At 72.1% G+C, this 17,976-nt stretch carries 17 protein-coding genes; 2 read left to right on the top strand and 15 right to left on the bottom strand.

The features are described from left to right. Positions 1-28 precede the first annotated feature (28 nt). The 6 genes from hemB to QP119_RS08525 form a co-directional block, all read right to left on the bottom strand. The gene (gene hemB, locus QP119_RS08550; protein WP_284775321.1) at positions 29-1,027 is read right to left on the bottom strand and encodes a porphobilinogen synthase; all 999 of its coding nucleotides are present in this window, start codon (positions 1,025-1,027) and stop codon (positions 29-31) included. 147 nt (positions 1,028-1,174) lie between these two features. Then, positions 1,175-2,926, bottom strand: a complete 1,752-nt coding sequence (locus tag QP119_RS08545; protein WP_284775292.1) for a bifunctional uroporphyrinogen-III C-methyltransferase/uroporphyrinogen-III synthase — start codon at positions 2,924-2,926, stop codon at positions 1,175-1,177. A gap of 387 nt (positions 2,927-3,313) precedes the next feature. Then, entirely contained in the window at positions 3,314-3,733 is a 420-nt protein-coding gene (locus QP119_RS08540; RefSeq protein ID WP_284775290.1) for a hypothetical protein, read from the bottom strand. Between the two features lie 18 nt (positions 3,734-3,751). Then, complete coding sequence (gene hemC / locus QP119_RS08535) at positions 3,752-4,669, bottom strand: hydroxymethylbilane synthase (protein WP_284775288.1); 918 nt, start codon at positions 4,667-4,669, stop codon at positions 3,752-3,754. Further along, positions 4,666-6,138, bottom strand: coding sequence for a glutamyl-tRNA reductase (locus QP119_RS08530; protein WP_284775286.1), 1,473 nt, complete (start codon positions 6,136-6,138; stop codon positions 4,666-4,668). The genes hemC and QP119_RS08530 overlap by 4 nt, the downstream gene beginning before the upstream one ends. Before the next feature lie 155 nt (positions 6,139-6,293). Then, the gene (locus QP119_RS08525) at positions 6,294-6,512 is read right to left on the bottom strand and encodes a glutaredoxin family protein (RefSeq protein WP_075664795.1); all 219 of its coding nucleotides are present in this window, start codon (positions 6,510-6,512) and stop codon (positions 6,294-6,296) included. Between the two features lie 414 nt (positions 6,513-6,926). Here QP119_RS08525 and QP119_RS08520 point away from each other — a divergent pair, with 414 nt between their 5' ends. Next, positions 6,927-7,982 carry an HAD-IB family hydrolase gene (locus QP119_RS08520; RefSeq protein WP_284775285.1) on the top strand — a complete coding sequence of 352 codons (1,056 nt, stop codon included), beginning with the start codon at positions 6,927-6,929 and terminating at the stop codon, positions 7,980-7,982. 146 nt (positions 7,983-8,128) lie between these two features. Here the strand turns inward: QP119_RS08520 and QP119_RS08515 are convergent, their stop codons facing one another. The 5 genes from QP119_RS08515 to QP119_RS08495 all read right to left on the bottom strand — a co-directional run bounded on the left by QP119_RS08515 (position 8,129) and on the right by QP119_RS08495 (position 11,984). Then, positions 8,129-8,230 carry a 30S ribosomal protein bS22 gene (locus QP119_RS08515; RefSeq protein ID WP_075663151.1) on the bottom strand — a complete coding sequence of 34 codons (102 nt, stop codon included), beginning with the start codon at positions 8,228-8,230 and terminating at the stop codon, positions 8,129-8,131. Between the two features lie 183 nt (positions 8,231-8,413). Continuing rightward, positions 8,414-8,605 carry a helix-turn-helix domain-containing protein gene (locus QP119_RS08510; RefSeq protein ID WP_075663150.1) on the bottom strand — a complete coding sequence of 64 codons (192 nt, stop codon included), beginning with the start codon at positions 8,603-8,605 and terminating at the stop codon, positions 8,414-8,416. A 329-nt stretch (positions 8,606-8,934) separates the two neighbouring features. Next, positions 8,935-9,777 (bottom strand): pyrroline-5-carboxylate reductase, encoded by an 843-nt coding sequence (gene proC, locus QP119_RS08505; RefSeq protein ID WP_284775283.1) that lies wholly within the window; start codon positions 9,775-9,777, stop codon positions 8,935-8,937. Between the two features lie 216 nt (positions 9,778-9,993). Next, positions 9,994-11,043, bottom strand: coding sequence for a hypothetical protein (locus QP119_RS08500; protein ID WP_284775281.1), 1,050 nt, complete (start codon positions 11,041-11,043; stop codon positions 9,994-9,996). Positions 11,044-11,054: 11 nt separating this feature from the next. After that, entirely contained in the window at positions 11,055-11,984 is a 930-nt protein-coding gene (locus tag QP119_RS08495; protein ID WP_284775280.1) for a Ppx/GppA phosphatase family protein, read from the bottom strand. 34 nt (positions 11,985-12,018) lie between these two features. On the opposite strand from QP119_RS08495, the gene QP119_RS08490 reads away from it, so the two are divergent. Further along, complete coding sequence (locus QP119_RS08490) at positions 12,019-12,969, top strand: hypothetical protein (RefSeq protein ID WP_284775279.1); 951 nt, start codon at positions 12,019-12,021, stop codon at positions 12,967-12,969. Between the two features lie 231 nt (positions 12,970-13,200). On the opposite strand, the gene QP119_RS08485 is transcribed toward QP119_RS08490, so the two are convergent. From QP119_RS08485 to mshA, 4 genes are all read right to left on the bottom strand, one after another. Continuing rightward, entirely contained in the window at positions 13,201-13,893 is a 693-nt protein-coding gene (locus QP119_RS08485) for a response regulator transcription factor (protein WP_284775277.1), read from the bottom strand. After that, positions 13,890-15,305, bottom strand: a complete 1,416-nt coding sequence (locus QP119_RS08480; RefSeq protein WP_284775276.1) for a sensor histidine kinase — start codon at positions 15,303-15,305, stop codon at positions 13,890-13,892. Before QP119_RS08480 ends, QP119_RS08485 begins: the two co-directional genes overlap by 4 nt. 16 nt (positions 15,306-15,321) lie before the next feature. Further along, complete coding sequence (locus QP119_RS08475; RefSeq protein ID WP_284775275.1) at positions 15,322-16,065, bottom strand: phosphoglyceromutase; 744 nt, start codon at positions 16,063-16,065, stop codon at positions 15,322-15,324. A gap of 428 nt (positions 16,066-16,493) precedes the next feature. After that, entirely contained in the window at positions 16,494-17,756 is a 1,263-nt protein-coding gene (gene mshA, locus QP119_RS08470) for a D-inositol-3-phosphate glycosyltransferase (protein ID WP_284775273.1), read from the bottom strand. Positions 17,757-17,976: the final 220 nt, after the last annotated feature.

Raw genomic sequence — 17,976 nt, 5'->3', positions numbered from 1 at the left:
GCGGCGTCGTCAATTCAACTCCGCGGCGTCAGTCGCGGGCGAGCGCGCGGGCGGCGTCGACGGCGAAGTAGGTCAGGATCTGGTCGGCGCCGGCGCGCTTGATGGAGGTCAGCGACTCCATCATCACGCGGTCCAGGTCGATCCAGCCGTTGGCGGCGGCCGCGTGGATCATCGCGTACTCGCCGGAGACCTGGTAGGCCGCGACCGGCACCGGGCTCGAGGTGGCGAGCTCGTGCAGGATGTCGAGGTACGGCAGGGCCGGCTTGACCATGACGATGTCGGCGCCCTCCTCGATGTCCAGCTGGGTCTCCAGCATCGACTCGCGCGCGTTGGCCGGGTCCTGCTGGTAGGTGCGGCGGTCGCCCTTTAGCGAGCTGCCCACGGCGTCGCGGAAGGGGCCGAAGAACGCGGAGGCGTACTTGGCGGAGTAGGCCATGATCGCCACGTCCTCGAAGCCCTCGGAATCCAGCGCCTCGCGGATCACGCGGATCTGGCCGTCCATCATGCCCGAGGGGCTGACGATGTGGGCGCCGGCCTCGGCCTGGGCGACGGCCATGGCCTGGTAGAGCGGCAGGGTCGCGTCGTTGTCGACATAGGAGTTTCCGTGGCGGTCCTCGCTGAGCGAGCCGCAGTGGCCGTGGTCGGTGAACTCGTCGAGGCAGGTGTCGGCCATGACGATGACCTCGTCGCCGAACTCCTCGCGCAGGGCGGCCACGCCGCGGTTGAGGATGCCGTCCTCGCGCCAGGCGACCGAGCCGGTGGCGTCCTTGTCCCCGTCACGCGGCACGCCGAAGAGGTCCACGCAACGCACGCCGGCGTCCAGGGCCTCGTGCACGGCGGCCTTGAGCGAGTCGATCGTGTGCTGGTACTGGCCCGGCATCGAGGGGATCTCGCGGGCGGCGTCGATGCCGTCGGCGACGAACATCGGCAGGATGAAGTCGCGCGGGTCGAGGCGGGTCTCCGCGACCATGCCGCGCATCGCCGGGGTGGTGCGCAGGCGGCGCGGGCGGCGGACAGGCACGGTCAGCGGGAAGGTCTTGTCCGGCTGCGGGGTGGGGGTGGACACGGTGAAAGGCGCCTTCTTTCTCGGGTTGCGGTCTTGCTTACCCGACCATCTTAGGTACTCCCCCGCGGCGCGGCCGGGCGGGGCGTTTCCGCCGCGGCCCCGGGCGTGCTACTTCGAGGCGTCCTTGCCGGCGTTCTTCCCGGCGTCCTTCGCCGTGCTTTCCGACGCCTCGTGCGCCGCGCCCTTGGAGGTGCGCTTGCGGCTGCGGCGCTTCTTGCGCGGCGGCGGCAGCTTGCGGGCGGCGCGCAGCGCGGCGACGTGGTCGGCCAGCGAGTCGACCAGGTGCGGGATGTCGGAGACCTCCGGCACGACGTCGACGCGCAGCCCCTGCTCGCGCACGGCCTGCGCCGTGGACGGGCCGATCGCCGCGATGACGGTGCGCTGGTGGGGCTTGCCGGCGATGCCGACGAGGTTCTTCACCGTCGACGGGGAGGTGAAGCACACCGCGTCGAAGCCGCCGGACTTGATCATGTCGCGGATGTCCGCGCTCGGCGGCGCGGCACGGACGGTGCGGTAGGCCACGACGTCGTCGATCTCCCAGCCGAGGCCCTCGAGGCCTTCGACGAGGGTGTCGGCGGCGATGTCGGCGCGCGGCAGCAGCACGCGGCCGACCGGGTCGAGGTCCTCGACGTACTCCGGGAAGACGTCGATGAGGCCGAGCGCGTTCTGCTTGGTCGCCGGGGGCACGACCTCGGGGGCCAGGCCCTGCACGCGCAGCGCCTCGGCGGTCTTGCGGCCGACGGCGCCGAGGTGGATGCCGGCGAAGGCGCGCGCGTCGAGCCCGAACTCGGAGATCTTGCGCCACACGGCGTTGACCGCGTTGACGGAGGTGAAGATCACCCACTGGTAGCGGCCCTCGACGATGCCCTTGATGGCGCGCTCCATCTGGTTGGGGTTGCGCGGCGGCTCCAGGGAGATCGTCGGCACCTCCTGCGGGATCGCGCCGTGCGAGGCCAGGCGCGCGCTCATCGGCGCGGCCTGCGACTTCGCGCGCGGCACGAGCACCCGCCAGCCGTAGAGCGGGCGGTTCTCCCACCAGGAGTACTTCGAGCGCGAGTCGACGGCGGTGCCCAGGGTCGCCACGAGCTGGCCGTCGAGCTCGGTGTCGAGGCGGCCCAGCGTCCCCAGGGTGGCGTCGACGGTGCGCTGCAGCCGGGTGGTGCCGTTGACCGTCACGGAGGCGGGCATCGCGGCGGGCAGGCCGCGGTCGAGCAGCTCGGCGGCGATGGTGGGCAGGTCCTCGCGGGTGGCCTGCAGCACGAGCGGCTGCGGCGCGGAGGCCAGCTGGTCCCAGTCGACGTCGCCGTCGGTGACGTCGGTCTCGGTGAAGGTGGAGCCGAGCGCGATGCCCGCGTAGGCCGGCACCGTCGAGGGCAGCGACATGCCGGGCACGACCTGGAAGTCGGCGTCGGCGGCGGCCACGGCGTTGATCTCGGCGAGCACGCCCTCGCGCGAGAGCGGGTTGCCGGTGACGAGGCGCACGACGTTCTCGCCCCCGGCGGTCAGCTCGACGAGCCGCTTGGCGACGTCCCGGGGGTCGTCGCAGGCGAGCTCCTCCACCTCGGCGGCCGTCGGCGGCGCCGGGCGGGGCGGGCGGCGGCGGGCACCGCCGGCCTTGGTCTCCTCGACGAGGCGCTTGTAGGCCTCCTCGGCGGCGTCGATCTTCTCCTGCGGGACGGGCAGCGCGCTCGCGACGACCGCGCGCACGCCGTCGAGGACCTCGGGTTCCACCAGCGCGGTGGCCGTGTGGGCGAGCACCTCGCGGGCGCGGACGGTCAGCAGGTCGGAGTTGCCTGGGCCGGCGCCGACGAAGACGACCGTGCCCTGGGGCTGGGGGGACTCCTGCTGGGCCATGCTCATGTACTTCTTTTCTCGCTCGCGGACGGGGACCGGGCACCGGGTGCGGGACGCCGCGTCCGTCGCGGCCGGCGGGCGGCGCGACGGGTGCCCTCCACCCCACGGACCGCGTCTCCGGGGTGCGTGTGTCGGGCGTCCCCGTGATGGGCAGTAGTACGGCCCGCCGGTTCGACGGGCCGTAAGAGGCGACCCCGTGGGCCGCCACTCCATCACTATGTGGTATACACACCATAATTTAGCGGGCGGCAAATGAAAAACCGTCGCCCGCGGGCGGCCCCGGCTTTTCCTTATTATCTGGGCCGCTTTCCGACGTCCCCGTGGTCGCCGTCGGCGGTGCCGGCGCCGTATGCGCGTGGGCGCAGGCCGCCCCTGGAGGCCCCGCCGGACGGCCTAGTCGCCGCCGTCTGCGTCAGCGTCCGGGTCGGCGAGGCCGGCGAGCTCGCGCAGGCGCCGCGCGTACTCCTCGGCGTCCGGGGTGGAGACGACGATGCGCCCCACGGTCACGCCCTCGAGGTCGACGGCGACGCCGGGCCGCGGGCGGCCGGTGGTGCCGTGACAGACGGCGAAGACGGGGCCGGCCCCGGGGGCGTCGGGAGCATCGAAGGTGCCCGTGACGGTCACCCCGCGGATGCGGGTGGCGGGCACGCGCTCGCCGCGGGCGACGGCCGGGTCGGCGAAGACGTCCTCGAGCACCTCCACGCCGGACACGGCGCGCAGCGGCACGCTCAGGTCCGAGCGGTGCGCGGCGAGTTTCTCCCACCACTCCAGCTCGACGGTCAGTCTCCGGTCGGAGATCTCCAGGCGGGCCACGGCGTCACTCCCCCGCCGTCATTCGGTGCCGAGGAGCTCGGCGGCCCCGTCGGCGAAGAGGCGCTCGGCGAGCTGCTCGCCGAGGGCGCGCGCGGTGCGCGGGTCGGCCTCGGCCTCGCCCTCGGCGCGCAGGGAGCGCGAGCCGTCGAGGGCGAAGACCCCGGCCTTCAGGTGCACGCGGTCGCCGTCGATGACGGCGTGGGCGGCCACCGGCGCGGTGCAGCCGGCCTCGAGGCGGGCGAGCACGCCGCGCTCGGCGAGGGCCGCGACGGTGGAGTCGCGGCAGATCAGGGAGTCGATCGCCGCGCGGGTGTCCTCGTCGTCGGCGCGGCACTCGACGGCCAGCGCGCCCTGGGCGGGCGCCGGCATGACCCGGTCGGTGTCGAAGACCTCGGTGGCGCGCCCGCCCTGGCCCATGCGGACCAGGCCGGCGTAGGCGAGGACGACGGCGTCGAGCTCGCCGGAGGTGACCTTGCCCATGCGGGTGTCGATGTTGCCGCGCAGCGGGCGGATGTCCAGGTCCGGGCGGTGCGCCTTGAGCTGGGAGATGCGCCGCGGCGCGCCGGTGCCGACCTTCGCGCCCTCGGGCAGGGTGTCCAGGGGCAGCCCGTCGCGGGCGATGAGCGCCTCGCGCGGGTCCTCGCGGCGCGGGACCACCAGGTGGAAGCGCTCGTCGGGGGCCGTCGGCAGGTCCTTGTGGGAGTGCACGGCGATGTCGCACTCGCCGCTGGCCAGCGCGGCGCGCAGCCGCTGGGTGAACACGCCCACGCCGATGCGCTCGACGGGGGCCATGTTGACGTCACCGTGCGTGGTGACGATGTGGAGCTCGGCGTCCCACCCGGCCTCCGTCAGGTCATCGCGGATGTGGCCGGCCTGCGTGGTGGCCAGGCCGCTGCCCCGGGTACCGATCTGGAGGATGTGGTGGTCGTCGCTCATGCAGTCTCCTTGCGTTCGGCGTGCCGGCCCTCCTCGTCGGACCGGCTGCGGAAGTCGCCGGCGGGCAGGTGCGCGGCGGGCACCGCGACGCTGCGGTCGGCGTCACCTGCGTAGTCTAGCCCGAACAGCTCCTGCAGGGCGGTGTCGTAGGAGACGGTGCCGGACTCGACGGCGAGCTGCTTGACGCGCACCGTCGGCTGGTGCAGCAGCTTGTCGACGACGCGGTGCACCGCGCGCGAGGCTGCGGAGAACTCGTCCTCGGTCAGCTCCGGGGTACGGTTGCGCAGGCGCTTCAGCTCGGCCTCAGCCAGCTCGTTGGCGTGGCGGCGCAGGGCGGCCACGGCGGGCACGACGTCGCGCACGCGCTGCTCGGAGGAGTAGGAGCGCAGCTCCTCGGAGATGATCGCCTCGGCCTCGCGGCGGGCGTCGGACTTGTCGTCCTCGGCGTCGCGGGCGGCGCGCAGGCCCTCGATGTTGATCAGGCCGGCGTTGCGGCAGTCCGCCACGCCCGGGTCGATGTCGCGCGGCATGGACAGGTCGACGAGCACGAGCCTCCGGCCGGCGGCGTCGACGTCGTCGCGGGTGACGGTGAAGGTGCCGGCGCCGGTGGCGGAGACGACCAGGTCGACGCCGGAGAGGGCTGCGGCGCGGTCGGCGAAGTCGACGACCTCGGCGGCCACCCCGGCCTGGCGGGAGTGCTCGGCGAGGCGCTCGGCACGCATCCGGGTGCGGTTGGCGATGACCAGCGAGTCGACGCCGAGGCGGCCCAGGTGGGTCGCGGCCAGCGAGGCCATCGCCCCGGCGCCCAGCACGAGCGCGCGGCGCCCGGTCAGCGGACGGTCGGCGCCGGCGGTGTCAGCGCCGGCGTCTGCGGCATCCCCACCGGAGACGGCGCCGTCGGCACCGGCGGCGCCCACCGGGGCGTCGTCAATCGCGGGCAGGATGTCCAGGGCGTGGTCGAGCGCGTAGGTGACCATGGAGGCCCCGGCGTCGTCGATCGCGGTCTCGGAGTGCACGCGCTTGCCGGCGTGCAGCGAGGCCTGCGCCAGGGAGTGCAGGCGCGGGCCGACGCTGCCGGCCTCGGCGGCGTCCTGGTAGGCGGCGCGGACCTGGCCGATGATCTGCTGCTCGCCGGTGACCATGGAGTCCAGGCCGGCGGTGACGGTCATGACGTGCTCGGCGGCGGCGTCGCCGTAGCGCACGTAGAGGTAGCTGCGCAGGGTCTCCAGGTCGACGCCGGAGACGTCGTGGAGCATGTTGAAGATGTCCTGCACACCCTTGTGGAATCCGCTGGTCACGGCGTAGACCTCGAACCGGTTGCAGGTCGAGACGATCATCGCCTCGGAGACCGACGGGCCGTCGAGGAGCTCCTCGGCGGCGGAGTGCTTGGTCTCCGTGTCCATGCTCAGCCGCTCGAGAAGGGACACGGGCGCGGACCGGTGGGACATTCCGACCACGAGCACGCTCACGTTTAACTCACCGCTTTCCTGGGCCGCCTGCTCCACCGCCGACGCCCGGCCGGTGCGCGTCTCCGACGGCTCCTCCACCCCACGCGCGCGAGGGTCCGCCCCGCACACGATAGGTAAATCAATCCAATGGTTTAAATTTTAATAGGCCGGAGAGGCTAGGACAACAAAGCTCGGCCTAACTCGTCGTTGTCCACTTCCCAGGCGGCGAACTCCTCGCCGTCGAGCACCACGACCGGCACCCGGTCGCCGTACTCCTGCGCCAGCTCCGGGTCGGCGTCGACGTCCCGGACGGCCAGCCAGGCCCCGGCTCCGGCGACGACGTCACGGATCTGGTCGAGCACCCGCAGGCACGAACCGCAGCCGGCCCGCACCATGAGTTCCACCCGGTGGTCGTTCACCCGCGCGCCTCCTCGCGGCGCCCGCGGCGCCCCTCGATCCTGAAAGTCAGACATTCAATAAGTACCACCCCCGCCGGGCGAACGCAGAGTGAGGCCGACCTATTCCACGACCCCGCGGCAGCAGGCAAAACGCACGGTCGACACCCCCGTGGGCGGCGCACCGCGCCGCCGAACCCGCGCACGGACGCCGCGGGGGCCGCGCACGCGGGGGCGACGGACGTCGGCAAGCGGAGACGGTCTCGACGCGCGTACCCGGACGCATGCGGCCTACGATGGTGGGGTGCGGCGACCGTCGCGAGGGCGGCCGCCACCGCATGGCGCCGGCCGCCCGAGTCCGCCGCGCGCCCGCAGCCCCCGAACCGCCGACCCGCCGCAGAAAGGCGCCGACACGTGACATCCCAGGTCCCGTCCCGCTTTCCGGGCAATCCGAGGGACTTTCTCGCCCAGTGGTCCGCCAGCCGGGGAAATCTGCGCAACTTCTTCGAGACCACCGCGCTGCCCCCGCTCGACGACGCCGCCCAACAGGCCGCCGGCGAGGCCGCGGCCGCCGCGGCCGTGCGCGAGGTCTTCGGCATCGACCTCGAGGAGTTCGAGCTCGGCGTCGAGTCCGTCTCCGGGTCGATCAAGGCCGCCGGCGGGCTGAAGGTCTCACCCGCGGACCCCGACATCCCCCAGGAGCCGGGCGTGGCCGCCTTCTTCGACGTGGACAACACGCTGATCCAGGGTTCCTCGCTCATCGCCTTCGCGATGGGCCTGGCGCGCAAGCGCTTCTTCACGCTCGGCGAGATCGTCTCGATCGGCTGGAAGCAGCTGAAGTTCCGGCTGACCGGCTCCGAGAACGCCGACGACGTCGCCGAGGGCCGCGCGATGGCCCTCGAGATCATCAAGGACCGGCCCGTCGACGAGATCGTCGCGCTGTGCGAGGAGATCGTCGAGAACAGCATGCAGCAGCGCGCCTTCCCCGGCACCCGCGACCTGGCCGACATGCACCTGGCCGCCGGTCAGCAGGTCTGGCTGGTCTCCGCCACCCCGGTGCAGCTCGCGCAGATCCTCGCGCGCCGCTTCGGGTTCACCGGGGCGCTGGGCACAGTCGCCGAGGTCGAGGACGGCCGCTTCACCGGCCGGCTCGTCGGCGACATCCTGCACGGCCCCGGCAAGAAGCACGCGGTCGCTGCGCTGGCGGCCATCGAGCACCTGGACCTCGAGCGGTGCACGGCCTACTCCGACTCCGTCAACGACATCCCCATGCTGTCGATGGTGGGCACGCCCGTGGCGGTCAACCCGGACCGCAAGCTGCTCGCCGAGGCGCACGCGCGCGGCTGGCAGGTGCGCGACTACCGCAGCCTGCGCAAGGCCGTGCGCACCTACGGGGTGCCGAGCCTGTTCACCGCCGCGTTCAGCATCGCCGGGTGGCGGCTGCGGCGGCGCTGGCGGCGCAGGGGGTAGGGCCGGCGCGGGCTCGCGGCGCGGGTGGACCCGGCGCGGGTGGGGCCGGCCGGACGGCGGAGATAAACCCCCTCAGACACGACGACGGCGCCGCCGCCACCGGGAGGATCCGGGGCGGGCGGCGCCGAGAGGCCGTGCGGGCGCGCTTACTTGCCGAGCTTGCGACGCTGCACGCGGGTACGACGCAGCATCTTGCGGTGCTTCTTCTTCGACATGCGCTTGCGGCGCCACTTGGTCACGGAACCCATGGGGCTTTTCCTCACTTCGTTTGACGATGTTCTCTGCCTGTGCCGCGCCGGGCCAACGGCGGAGACGGCGGGCGACACGAATGCGGTCCAGTGTAGCGGCAGGTCGCCCTGCAACCAAAAGGACCCCGGGTGCCACGGCGCCTGGCGGGCGTCGCGGCTCCCGGGGCCGGGGACCTGTCGGGGCTAGCCGGCGTCGTAGAACGACGCCTCAAGGTACTCGTTGACGGCCGACTCGTGGACCCGGAAGGAGCGCCCGACGCGGACGGCGGGCAGCTCGCCGGAGTGCACGAGACGGTAGACCGTCATCTTGGAGACACGCATGATCTCCGCGACCTCGGCGACCGTCAGGAAGGTCCCTTTATCTTCATTGGCCATAAAACTACCTAACCCTTCAGCAAGTGACGCGCTGCAGGCTTCCCCTCCCGCAGAACGAACACGCACATGCTCGGCCAAGCTTAGCGTGAACGGTGTTACTCGTGCGACCCACGTGCAAGAAAAAATTCTCTGCGCTGGGAGTGACCCACGATTGCGGATGGGACCACTCCCCCGGCCGGGGTGGATCGAAGAGAAGCGGCCGGGGAGCACCCGGAGGCTTCCCGGGCGCCCCTCCGGGCGCGGTAGGTGGCGTTTTATGGGGCGTTTTGTGCGGCGTCGGGCGCTGCTGCGCGCGGTACTCGGCCCCTCGCCGCGCGGCGCGGGGCCGACTACTCCTCGCCGCCCTCCTCGGCCTCCTCGTCGACGGCGCCGAGCTCCGCGGAGCGGCACGCGCAGGCCTCGGTCGCGCGGAAGAACATGCCGCGCAGGCCGGACTCCTCGAGCTGGCGCAGGGCGGCGACGGTGGTGCCGGCCGGCGAGGAGACGGCGGCGCGCAGCACGGCCGGGTCGGCGCCCTCCTGCTCGAGCATGGCGCCGGCGCCCGCGACGGACCCGGCGGCCAGCTGGGTGGCGACCTCGCGGCGCAGGCCCAGCGAGACGCCCGCGTCGACGAGCGCCTCGGCGACCAGGAAGAGATAGGCGGGCGCGGAGCCGGCCAGCGCGGTGACGGCGTCCATGTCGGACTCGGCGACGCGCACGACGTCGCCGACCGAGGAGAGCAGCTCGGCGACGGCGTCGGCGGCCGCGTCGTCAACGTAGCGGCCGGCGGCGATGGCGCTGACGCCCTTGCCCACGGTCATCGGGGTGTTCGGCATGACGCGCACGACGGGCGCGCCGGCGCCCATGGCGGCCTCGAGGGAGGCGAGCGTCACGCCGGCGGCCATGGAGGCGACGGTCGAGGTCGGCTCGTTGTCGTTGACGGTGTCCGCGATCTCCTCGGCCACGGCGAGGGTCTTGTCCGGCTTGACGCACAGGAAGACGATCTCGGCGCCGGTGGCGGCCTCGGAGTTGTCGGTCACGGCGGTCACCCCGTACCGCTCGGTGAGCTCCGCGGAGCGCTCCTCGCGACGGTTCGAGACGGTAACGGTCGCGGGGTCGACTCCGGCGGCGGTCAGGCCGGCGACGAGGGCCTCGCCGATCTTCCCGCATCCGATAACAGCGATTGAAGTCATGCGCACAAGGGTGCCACTACGCACCGCGCAACTCCACCCGAGCGCGCGACCTGCACCGATGCGCGTGCCTGCCGCGATTGACGACGTCCCGTCCCACCCCGTGCGCGCCCCCGCGCCGTCCGTGCGTGAGGCTACGGAAAACGGCGAAACCCGGCCGTCCCACAGGCGGGACGACCGGGTGTCAGGGCCGGGACCGGCGGGCCGGTCGGCGGACGATCAGAGGATCATCGGCAGGTAGGGCCCGAAGGTCATCAGCAGTCCGACGACGGCGGCCAGGCCCATGCTCAGCCCGTCGCGGGCGGTGCGCAGGGCGTGCACGACGCCGACCAGGACGGCCGTGACGGCGAGCGCCAGCACGGCGACCAGGATGCGCGAGAGGCCGGACTCCCAGAGCTGCTGGAAGCCGAGGAAGACGATCGCGCCGACGACGATGCCGAGGACCGCGAGAATGATCACGGAGCCGATGCCGCCGGAGGTCTCCTCGTCGTCTTCGTCGTAGTCGTAGTCGTAGTCGGCGTCCTCGTAGTCGGCCGCGTCGAGGTCGTCGGTGGGGCGATCGGTGCGGGCGTCGGCGTCGTCGCGGACGGCCTGGAGCTCGGTGGTGTGGTCCGAGGTGTCCTCGACGCGGGCGAGCTCGCCGGTCTCGGAGTCGCTCGGCGCGACGGTGGCGGCGGCCGAGCCGGCGGCACCGGTGGCCGTGGCGGCCGCGGCGGTGCCGGAGGTCTTCTTGTCGTTCTCCGGCTTGGCGACCTTCTTGTCCGCGGCGGGCTTGTCGGCCTTGGCCTGCTCCGCTGCCTTCTTCTCGGCGGCGGCCTTGTCAGCAGCCTTCTTGTCGGCCTCGGCCTTCTGGGCCTTCGCTTTTTCGGCAGCCTTCTTGTCGGCCTCCGCCTTTTCGGCGGCGCGCTTCTCGGCGGCGGCCTTCTTCTCAGCCTCCGCCTTCTGAGCGGCGGCCTTCTTCTCAGCCTCCGCCTTTTCAGCGGCCTGCTTCTCGGCGGCGGCCTTCTTCTCGGCGTCGTCGGAGGCCTTGCGGGCGGGCTCGGCCGGCGCGTCGATCGGCACCGAGGAGTGCCGCGACTCGGCGGGCTTCTCGCGGACGCGCGGCATGTTGCCGGTCAGCTCCGCGACGGAGATGCCGCCCTCCTCGAGGCTGCGGCGGTGGCGCCGCCGGCGGGACGACGATCCCGAGCCGGACCCGTCGCCGGAGCGGGCGAGAAGCTCGGCAACGGTCAGCTGCTGCTTCCCCTCCTGGCTGTCCTTGTCGCTCATGGTGTCCCTTTCTATTCGAGGCCCTTGTCGATGCGCTGCAGGATGACACCCTCACGCAGCGCCCACGGGCAGATGTCGAGCTCCTCGAGGCCGAGGGCACGCATGGACGCCTCCGCGACCAGCGCACCGGCGACGATCTGGTGCGAGCGGTCGGCGCTGACACCCTCGAGCTCCGCGCGGTCGCTGGCCGTCATGCGCGAGATGAACGCGATGAGCTGGCGCAGGCCGGGGGCGGTCAGGGTCCGCTTGGTGAAGGGGCCGGCCGAGGACGGCGCTGCACCGGTGAGGCGGGCGAGCGTGCGGAAGGTCTTCGAGGTCGCCGCAGCCACGCGCGGCTCGCCGAAGGCGCGCATCATCTTCGCGGGCTCGGCGAGCTCGGCGTCGATGTAGTCGCGCAGCAGGTTGATCTTCTTGCGCTCGGGCGGGTCCGTGTCGAACCACGCGTGGGTCAGGCGGCCGGCGCCCAGGTCGAGCGAGTACGCCACGTCGGGGTGCTCGTCGGAGCCGGTGCTGATCTCGAGCGAGCCGCCGCCGATGTCAAGGTTGGCGATCCGCCCGGCCGACCAGCCGTACCAACGGCGCGCGGCGAGGAACGTCAGGCGCGCCTCGTCCTCGCCGGAGAGGATCTCGAGCGTGATGCCCGTCTTCTTGGCGACGTGCTCGATGACCTCCTTCCGGTTGGTCGCCGATCGCACGGCCGACGTGGCGAAGGGGATCACCTCGTCGCACCCGAGCTGCTGGGAGAGCTCGGCGGCCTCGGAGACCGCCTTGGTCAGCTTCTTCAGCCCGCGCTCGTCGATCGCTCCGTCGTCGTCGACGAGCTCGACGAGCCGCAACGACGTCTTCCAGTCACTCATCGGGGTCGGCCGGCCACCGGCCGTCGCATCGACCGCCACGAGGTGGACAGTGTTGCTGCCCACGTCCAATACACCTAGTCGCACACCCATCAGGGTAGACGGTCTACCGTAAGCAGGTGTGAATCACCCGCAGTCGACCCCGGTGTTCCTCGGCTTCCCGGAGGCGTCCCCGGCCGGCCGCTCCATCACCGCCGGCCGTGAGGTGCCCCCGGACTTCGCCCGGGAGATCTTTGAGTTCCCCGACCCCGAGGACCCCCAGCACGTCTTCTCCGTGGACCTGACCTGGGTCGAGTCGTACTGGGAGTGCGCCTTCGGCACCCCGGAGTGCCACGGCATCGACGCCGCCCTCCCCGAGGTCGGCTGCTGCGTGCACGGCGCCTTCCTCAGCGACGAGGCCGACCGGGAGAATCTGGTCGAGCGTGTCGCGCAGATGCCGGCGCGCTTCTGGCAGCTGCGCCCCGAGGGCACCGACGACTGGCTGGCGGGCACCGGCGACTACGCCGGAGTGGCCGTCGAGGCCGAGATCGAGCCGTGGCTGGTCTGGGACGAGCTCGACGACGAGGACGGCGAGCCCGAGCCCGCCCTGAAGACGAAGGTCGTCGACGGGGCGTGCATCTTCGCCAACCGCGCTGGCTGGGCGACGGGCGCCGGCTGCGCGCTGCACCAGTGGGCCGTCGCGCAAGGCGTCGACATCACCGAGGCCAAGCCCGAGGTCTGCTGGCAGGTGCCCTTCAACCGCGACGAGCGCTGGGTCACCCGCGACGACGGCCGGGAGATCCTGCGCACCGTCATCGGCGAGTACGAGCGGCGCACCTGGGGCGACGGCGGCGAGGACCTCGACTGGTGGTGCACGGGCGCGCCGCGCTGCCACACCGCCGAGCGCCCCGTCTGGCAGCACCAGGAGTCGGAGCTGCGCGGCCTGATGGGCGACGCCGCCTACGAGCGGCTCGCCGAGCACTGCCGCGAGCGCGCCCGCCTGCGCGAGGCCGCCGCGGCCGCCGTCGAGGATCCCACGGTCGCCTGGCCGGCGCACCCCGCCACCCGCGCCAACCTCGAGTCGCGGAGCTAGCCAGAGCACGCTCCCTGCGCAGGCCCCGCCCGACACGGGGACACCCGCCGACGCACACCGACGCCCCTTCCCCGCGGCGCCGCGGGGCGCCGCCCCACGCACCTCGCCACAGGTGCGCGCCTGGGCGCGCTGCGGGACGTCGTCAATTGACGACGCCGCGCCCCGCCCCGAGCGCGCGAAAGTCCCGCTCCGCCGGGTGGGCGGGCGGGACGGTGACCGGGCCCGACCGGCTCAGGCCTCGAACTTGTAGCCCAGGCCGCGGACCGTGACGAGGTTGCGCGGGCGGGAGGGCACCTGCTCGATCTTCGAGCGCAGACGCTTGACGTGCACGTCGAGGGTCTTGGTGTCGCCGACGTAGTCCGCGCCCCAGATGCGGTCGATCAGCTGGCCGCGGGTGAGCACGCGCCCGGCGTTGCGCAGCAGGTACTCGAGCAGGTCGAACTCCTTGAGCGGCATGTTGACCGGCTCGCCGTCGACGGTGACGGTGTGGCGCTCGACGTCCATGCGCACGCGGCCGACCTCGAGGACGCGCTCGGGCTCCTCCTCGGACTCCTCGGTGTCGACGGCCTGGCGGCGCAGGACGGCGCGGATGCGGGCGATCAGCTCGCGCGAGGAGTACGGTTTGGTCACGTAGTCGTCGGCGCCCAGCTCGAGGCCGACGACCTTGTCGATCTCGGAGTCGCGCGCGGTGACCATGATCACCGGGACGTTCGAGGTGGTGCGCAGCTGCTTGCACACGTCGGTGCCGGACATGCCCGGCAGCATCAGGTCGAGCAGGACGATGTCGATGTCGTGGGCCTCGAACTCCTCGAGGGCGGTCGGGCCGTCGCCGGCGATGACCGTCTCGAAACCCTCCTTGTTCAGCAGGAAGGCCAGCGGATCCGCCAGTGACTCCTCGTCTTCGACGATGAGGATGGTGGTCATTGTGTCTTGTCCTTTCTCCTGGCGGTCACCCGCGAGACCGCCTTGCGCAGCGGTCCGTCTGCCTGCTGTTCACCATGGTCATCCCGTCCGTCCCGGCCGCCACGTCCGTCACGGTCGGCGCCGCCCGTCGACCCGGCCTTGCCGGGGTGACCGGCCTTGCCGACCCTGCCGGCCGCGGCCTGCCTCGCCTGGCGGCCCGGACGGTCCGGTCCACCGACGACGTCCTCGGCCGCCGGGTGGTCCGGGTCTGCCGGGTCGGCGGAGTCCTCGGGACGGTAGATGGGAAGTTCCACGGTGAAGGTCGAACCCGTGCCCGGTTTCGACCACAACCTAATGTTACCGCCGTGGTTGGCGACGACGTGTTTGACGATGGCCAGCCCCAGTCCGGTGCCGCCCGTGGAACGCGACCGGGCCTTGTCCACGCGGAAGAAACGCTCGAAGACGCGCTTCTGATCCTCGGCGTCGATGCCGATGCCGCGGTCGGTCACGCGGATCTGGATGACGTCGCTGTCCACGATCTTCTGCGTCAGGGAGACCGGCATGGACTCCGAGGAGTAGTGGATCGCGTTCGACACCAGGTTCGACACGGCGGTGACCAGCAGCGACTTGTCGCCGTTGACGTAGACGCCGGAGCGCTTGCCGCGGGTCAGGGTCATCTTGTGGTTCTCGGCGGCCAGCTGGTTGCGGGCGATGGCCTCGTCGATGACGGCGTCGACGGAGACGGGCTCCATCTCGGGCAGGGCCTCGGCGCCCTGCAGCTTGGACAGGCTGATCAGCTCGGTGATCAGGTCCGACATGCGCAGTGCCTCGGTGTGCAGGCGCTTGCCGAAGTACTGGACCTGCTCGGGGTCCTCGGCGGACTCGGTGAGCGCCTCGGCGAGCAGCGCCATACCGCCGACCGGGGTCTTGAGCTCGTGGGAGACGTTGGCCACGAAGTCGCGGCGGGCGTTCTCCATGCGCACGTTCTCGGACTCGTCGGTGCCGTAGACGATGGTGAAGCGGTCGTCGACCAGCGTCAGCGGCTTGACCACCACGCGCACCGAGGTCACCCGCGAGCCGGTGCGCCGCTCTGGCAGGTTGAGGTCGAGGGTGTGGGTCTCCTTGTCCTCGTAGGCGCGCAGCGCGAGCTCCCACACCTCGGGCAGCACGCTGCGTTCGTGGACGAGGCTCATCTCGTGGGCCCAGCCGTTGGAGAGCACCACCTCGCCCCCGCGGTCAAGGACGACGATGCCCGTCGGCGAGCCCTGGATCGCCAGGTGGAGCACCTGGCTGACCGTGGTGACCTGGTTCTCCTCGAGCGTGGCGGCCGAGCGGTAGCGCCGCAGGTGACGACGCAGGAACGCCAGAAGTGGCGGGAGCAGCCCTGCGAGGGCCGCCCCCGCCACGAAAGCGAGGAGGATCTGCCAGGTCAAGACGGAATTTGTTCCGTTACTTACCCTGCGAGGCGACGGCGGCGGCGCCGGCGGCGGCGGCCTCGGGATCCAGGTAGGTGCCGCCCGGGTTGGCGACGGAGCCGTCCTCGTTGATCTCGTAGACCAGCGGCTGGCCGGTCGGGATGTTCAGACCGGCGATGTCGTCGTCGGAGATGTTGTCCAGGTACTTGACCAGGGCGCGCAGGGAGTTGCCGTGCGCGGCGACGAGGACCTGCTCGCCCTTGGCGGCGCGCGGCAGGATGTTGTCGGTGAAGTACGGGACGAAGCGGGCGACGACGTCCTTGAGGCACTCGGTCAGCGGGACCTGCGGCAGGTTGTAGTAGCGCGGGTCGCCGACCTGGGAGTACTCGTTGTCGGCGTCGATCTCCGGCGGCGGGGTGCCGTAGGAGCGGCGCCACTCCATGAACTGCTCCTCGCCGAACTTCTCGCGGATCTCGGCCTTGTTCAGACCCTGCAGCTTGCCGTAGTGGCGCTCGTTGAGGCGCCAGTTGCGGATGACGGGGATCCAGTGGCGGTCGGCCGCGTCCAGCGCCAGGTTGGCGGTGGAGATCGCGCGGCGCAGCAGGGAGGTGTAGACGACGTCCGGCAGGACGCCCTTCTCCTTGAGGAGCTTGCCGCCGGCGATGGCCTCCTGGCGGCCCTTCTCGGTCAGGTTGACGTCGACCCAGCCGGTGAACTGGTTGGACTCGTTCCATTCGCTCTGGCCGTGCCGGAGCAGAATCAGCTTTCCGTTGCTCATGGCGACCATTCTGCCATGTTTTTGCCCGTCTCGCCGCCCACGGGTGCCCGACCGGGCATATCCGGACATTTACGACGGCGCGTCTGCCCTACCGCCGCGCCCGACGCGCGTCGTGGGCGCTTTCCGAGGCCCCCGCGGCACCCCCGCGGCGTTCCCGTGCAGCGTCGGCGTGTCCGTACGGGCGGAATCGGACAGTGCGAGAATTGTGCGGGGACCACGGCGGAGCGCACCGTTCATGCGCGGGAACGTGGCCGGCGGTCGATGCGGACGGGCACGTGGGTGGACGCACCGTTCATGCGCGCGGGAACGTGGCCCGCCAGGCACACGGCACGGGAACCGCGCACGGCGTGGGACACGCACGGAACGGGAACCGCGCACGGCGTGGGGCGCGGCGTCGGAAATCACCGGCGGCGCCGGGAGCTGAACTTCTAGCCGGCGGCGTTGCGCTCCTGGCAGTCCGGCACGCCGCGGTTGACCAGCGGGCGGTAGACGTCGAGCAGCGCGTCGGCGCTGGCAGCCCAGGAGAACTCGGCGGCGTGGCCGACGGCGGCCTCACCCATGCGGATGCGACGCTCGTCGTCGTCGAGGAGCTCGCCGAGGGCGCGGGCCCAGTCGGCCGGGTCGTGGCCGTCGACGAGCAGACCTGTCTCCCCGTCCGCGACGGCGTAGGGCAGCCCACCGACGCGCGCGGCGACGACCGGGGTGCCCGAGGCCTGCCCCTCGAGGGCGACCAGGCCGAAGGACTCGTTGTAGCTGGGCACGGCCACGATGTCGGCGGCGCGGTAGATGCCGACGAGCTCCTCCGGCGGGCGCGGGTCGAGGAAGCGGACCACACCGGCCGCGCCGAGCTCCTCGGCCAGGCGATGGTATTGCTCGGTCGTCGCCCGCGTGCCCGAGGCCCCACCACAGACGAGCACGCGCAGCGGACGGTCGGGGCGGGCGGCGACCATCTCGGCGGCGGCGCGGATGAGCACCTGCGGCCCCTTGAACTCCTGGAGCCGGCCGACGAAGGCGACCACCTTCGCCTGCATCGGCACGCCCAGCTCGCGGCGGGCGCGCTCGGTGTTGCGGTCGGTGCCCGGGGTGTAGAGCTCGGTGTCCGCACCCGGGGAAACGACGGCGATGTCGCGGCCCTGGGCGTCGTAGTGGGACATCAGGTCGCGCGCCTCCTCCTCGGTGTTGACGACCAGGCAGTCGGCGTTGTCGACGATCTGCTGCTCGCAGATGCGCCGCGCCTCGCTCTCCGCGGTGTCGCCCGCCGAGCGCGAGAGGTTCTTCACGGCCGCCAGGGTGTGCGCCGTGTGCACCTGCGGCACGCCCCACAGGTCGCGCAGCAGCCAGCCGACCTGCCCCGAGAGCCAGTAGTGCGAGTGGATCAGGTCGTAGCTCAGCCCCTCGCAGCGGGCGTGGGCGAGCACGCCGCCGGTGAAGGCCGCCAGCTGCGTCGACAGCTCCTCCTTGGCCAGCCCCTCGTAGGGGCCGGCGACGACGTTGACCACGTCGTAGTTGTCCTCGACGTGGACCACCTCGCCCTGGCTCGGCCGGGTCGCCCGCGTGTAGACGTCCACCTGCACGCCCTTGCGCGCGAGCTCGCGGGCCGTGGCGTGGACGTAGACGTTCATGCCGCCGGCGTCGCCCGTGCCCGGCTGCTCGAGCGGGGAGGTGTGCATGGAGATGATCGCAACGCGCATGCGTTCATCGTACGGCCGTCCGCGGGGCGGGGACGGGGAGTGCGCACCCCTCAGACTGAAGACCACGCGGGGTCACGCTTATACTCGGGGAAACAAGAACTTACGTTCCAGTAACTTCGACACCGACCACGCAAGCGACGACGCCGCACCGCGGCGACCGATCCGTTCACGCCCCGGGCGCGGGGCGCGGGCGTCGGAAAGCGCCACGGCGCACCGCACC

Source organism: Corynebacterium frankenforstense (assembly GCF_030211955.1).
Lineage (GTDB): Bacteria > Actinomycetota > Actinomycetes > Mycobacteriales > Mycobacteriaceae > Corynebacterium > Corynebacterium frankenforstense_A.
Note: the sequence above shows the minus strand (reverse complement) of the source record. Positions and strands in the feature narration are given on the sequence as shown.